At 55.5% G+C, this 3,395-nt stretch carries 3 protein-coding genes and 1 pseudogene; 1 reads left to right on the top strand and 3 read right to left on the bottom strand.

Annotated features, from left to right (window positions below; translation table 11 throughout):
* Positions 1–122: 122 nt before the first annotated feature.
* Entirely contained in the window at positions 123–1,013 is an 891-nt protein-coding gene (locus BT264_RS38960; protein ID WP_143155857.1) for a hypothetical protein, read from the bottom strand.
* A 56-nt stretch (positions 1,014–1,069) separates the two neighbouring features.
* Entirely contained in the window at positions 1,070–1,543 is a 474-nt protein-coding gene (locus BT264_RS37045; RefSeq protein ID WP_072445474.1) for a hypothetical protein, read from the bottom strand.
* 269 nt (positions 1,544–1,812) lie between these two features.
* On the opposite strand from BT264_RS37045, the pseudogene BT264_RS40360 reads away from it, so the two are divergent.
* Positions 1,813–2,502: pseudogene (locus tag BT264_RS40360) on the top strand (IS3 family transposase); the annotation flags it as partial.
* Between the two features lie 668 nt (positions 2,503–3,170).
* Here BT264_RS40360 and BT264_RS37030 read toward each other — a convergent pair.
* The coding region (locus BT264_RS37030) for a translocation/assembly module TamB domain-containing protein (protein WP_143156775.1) at positions 3,171–3,395 on the bottom strand (225 nt) is incomplete at its 5' end.

Here is a 3,395-nt window from a genome sequence, read left to right as displayed (position 1 = left end):
CAGATACGCCTCGAATGACCTCTCCCAGTCCATCATTCCTCACGCCATGGATGAAGAAGTTTTTATAATGGCATGAATTTATTGACACAGTAAGAATAGGAAACAGGCCGTAATCTCGCTCCTTACGTGGCCAGGTAATCGAAGACCTGGATATCGCCAATACTGTATGCGTTCGCTTGGTCATCCATTTGGTGGCTTACGATACTCAATGTCTCAATCGCTCGTTCTGCTCTGAATCTTGATTCCAGGGATTGCCAATCGCCAAATCCGACGGGTGTGGCGTCGGTCAGATTCCCAGTTCTGCTCGCTAGCGAAAGGATAGGTTTGGGGGGGCGTTGATTATCGCGTCGGACGGATATTATGAATACGTACTCGCGTTCGTGGATCAACGTGAAATCCTTGTTCAAGACGACGCCGTTGTGTGGGGCTTGTGATGGGACTCTGTTTTGGAACACCGACTTTCCGTAGAGCTGGGTAATGCTTCCGGTTTGTCCGACATTGCCTTGGGTCCAGCCGTTCAGGCCATCGTCAAATGTGGTGATATCTAGTAGTGGCGTGCCGACGAAAATATCAGCCATGTCAAATGCGTTTCTTTTTCCCCCTGGAGACATATTGATTAATTGAATGAGAATTTTACTGGCGTGTGCATGAAATGGTACAAGATGCACCTTCCATTCCGGGTCGACTATTTCGATGGGTTGCGCCGAAATTTCATTGCCGGTTTTTATGAAAACGAACGGGTACATGCCAGTTGGCTCACCGCCGATGTCATAGTGGCGAGTGCGGAGCGAAAATAGATAGATTGTGCCTGGCGCGAGATCATAAATAACCTTTTCAATCACGACACCACTCGAAATAGATTGACCCTCCGGGGCAGCAGAGCGGAGCCAGCATTTATCACCCTCTTTCATCACATTTGCGTGTACTCCAGCTCGCCCCCTAATCCATCCGTTGGTATTATAATTTTTGAAATCGGTAAAATCACGAAGTGACACATTTTGCTTGGTATTCACGATTGATTCTCCGCATGGTACGAATCGTTGTGATGGGTGAATTATTCCAGCTGGATTTACATGTGATGACGTGGCCTGCGCTGGGCCATTGTGTATCCAAACATCTCGAAGCGCTGATTGCGGAAGCACTCGGCGGGGCTTTTGCCTTTGGGGCGAACCCGAGCGGAGCGGATGACAGACAAACCAGAGGCGATGCTTGCTGTCCGCGCGCGGTTAGTCAGCGAGTACGCGTTGTTTGAGATGGGCAGCAGCAAGGATTCGAATGCGCTCAGGAGACGCTCACGATACAGCGCGGTGACCTTGGGTTTGTCGCGGTGCGCTTTGTATAGCTCGCGCAGCACAAAGACGAGCGGTTCGTTGCGTAGCAGAGCGAGTATGGTCATTCCGGCAAGCGTTTGCACCATGACCGTGATTGCCACCGCGTCCGCGGCGCGCAATTGCGTGCTATTTGTGAGCAATTGAATTGCTCCGCGAAGGATCTGGATCTCGGCCTGGAGCCGGGTGAGTTGTACGTTTTCTGGTCCGTCCATGTGTGCTCCGGTGGTGGCGTGGTTGAGGCGCCGATTCGGCAAATCTGTCATGAGCGCGCGGTGATCACAGTGCGAAACCGAACTGTGCGGTATGAGGTCTGAGTGCGATTGCGGTCAAGGCCGATGCTTGCGAGTTGCTGAATTGCGAATCAAGTCGATGAACGTTTAGTCGCGTGAGGTCGCGGCAAGGCGGGATGAAGATTGACGCATTGGGCATGTGACTGCACGGTGCTTTAGTTGACTGGGTATGCCAGCAAGTGGCCGCGGGCTTTGCCGATGCCAGGGGTATTCGCACTTGGACCCGGCTCTCGGCAGCCTGCGCCCATCTGCTTGGCCGTCGACGCGCGCGCACGCTGATGAAGCGCATGGGTGTCGAGGCGCTGTACTGCGAGCCGAACACAAGCCGCCGCAACGCGCAGCACAAGATCTGGCCGTATCTGCTGCGTGGCCTGAAGATCGAGCGGGCCAACCAGGCCTGGGCACTCGACACGACGTACATTCCGATGGCGCGCGGATTCGTGTATCTGACGGCGGTGGTGGACTGGGCGAGTCGCAAGGTACTCTCGCACCGGGTCGCCATCACGCTGGAAGCCGTACACGCTGTCGAGGCACTGGAAGAAGCGTTCGCCCGTTACGGGCTGCCGGACATTGTGAACACCGATCAGGGCAGCCAGTTCACGGCGGGCGCGTTCACCGCGGCCGTACTGGGCCCGGGGCATCCGGCTGTCGATGGACGGCAAGGGAAGCTGGCGCGATAACGTGTTCGTCGAGCGGGTATGGCGCAGCATCAAGTACGAAGGGTCTACCTGAAGGCCTACGAGTCGGTCAGCCATGCCCGGCGTTCCATTGGCGAATACATCGAGCTGTACAACCGGAAACGGCCCCATTCGAGCCTGGCGGATCGGACGCCGGATGAGGCATACTTCGCGACGCTGCCTGCGATCAAATCGGCAGCATGACTGCCTCGGACATTCCACTTAAAAATATCGAAAACCTGTCCGAACGAGCGAGACCACCTCTGCCATGGAAGAATTCTCCGGTCCAACGAATGCGCGGGCACTTGATGTACCGTAGTCAACCAGGATCGCTTTCGCGTGGATGTATAGTGACGCTTTCGGGTCGTAAGTACCGATCTGCGTACCTCCGGCACCGAGTTTGTCGTCATTGCCGGCCCACTGGCTACTGTATGTCATCGTTACCTGAATCGATCGCTGCTACGTCGTTGGCGTCGATGTCAATCACATCCGACAGGCTCCGAATGCCGAGTCCGGATTCCCCGTCCGCCGAGGCAAGGGGTGGCCGCGAGAACGTCGAGATACGTCGCTGGTTGTTGCCGCGCGATTCCGTTACCGTTCCCAAGCCCGGCTAGCAACCTCGAGGGATGCGTCATTAGCACGGTCGGATGGCAGACTCTTACGAATCCAGCCGGATTTGAAGCCCAATCGGAACTCGCTGAGCACGAAATGTGGATAGGAAGTGATCTGTGATGGTGGGAGTCTTACCTGACGAGACGTTGCGAGCGGCAATCGTCTCGCATCAGTATTGGGTGGTTTGCATAACGAGTGATCATTTTTCGTCGCTTACATCCTTCGAATACGGCCTGTAGGAATTGATTCCCCATCTTGCATCAGCCGGACGAAAGTTCATAACCCGTTCTAGGATTACGGCCATTCCGTTGACTGAACCACCGATCGAAGCGCTGCGAGTAGTTCAGGTCGACACCCTGGAACGTGCCGCCGTACGCGGACACCGACCAAAAGCGCGTCAGGTTGATCGTCGCCTTGAACGCGTTGCTGGCCGACTGCAGCCCCTGCTCGTAGCCGAGCACGAAGCGCTCGTTGATCGCCTTCGA

Source organism: Burkholderia sp. NFPP32 (assembly GCF_900119325.1).
GTDB lineage: Bacteria > Pseudomonadota > Gammaproteobacteria > Burkholderiales > Burkholderiaceae > Burkholderia > Burkholderia pyrrocinia_C.
This window is presented reverse-complemented; position numbering and strand designations above follow the sequence as displayed.

What these genes read in the sequence shown, in the direction of transcription:
- BT264_RS37045 (WP_072445474.1), bottom strand. Translation starts at nt 1,543, where the DNA reads ATGGACGGACCAGAAAACGTACAACTCACCCGGCTCCAGGCCGAGATC.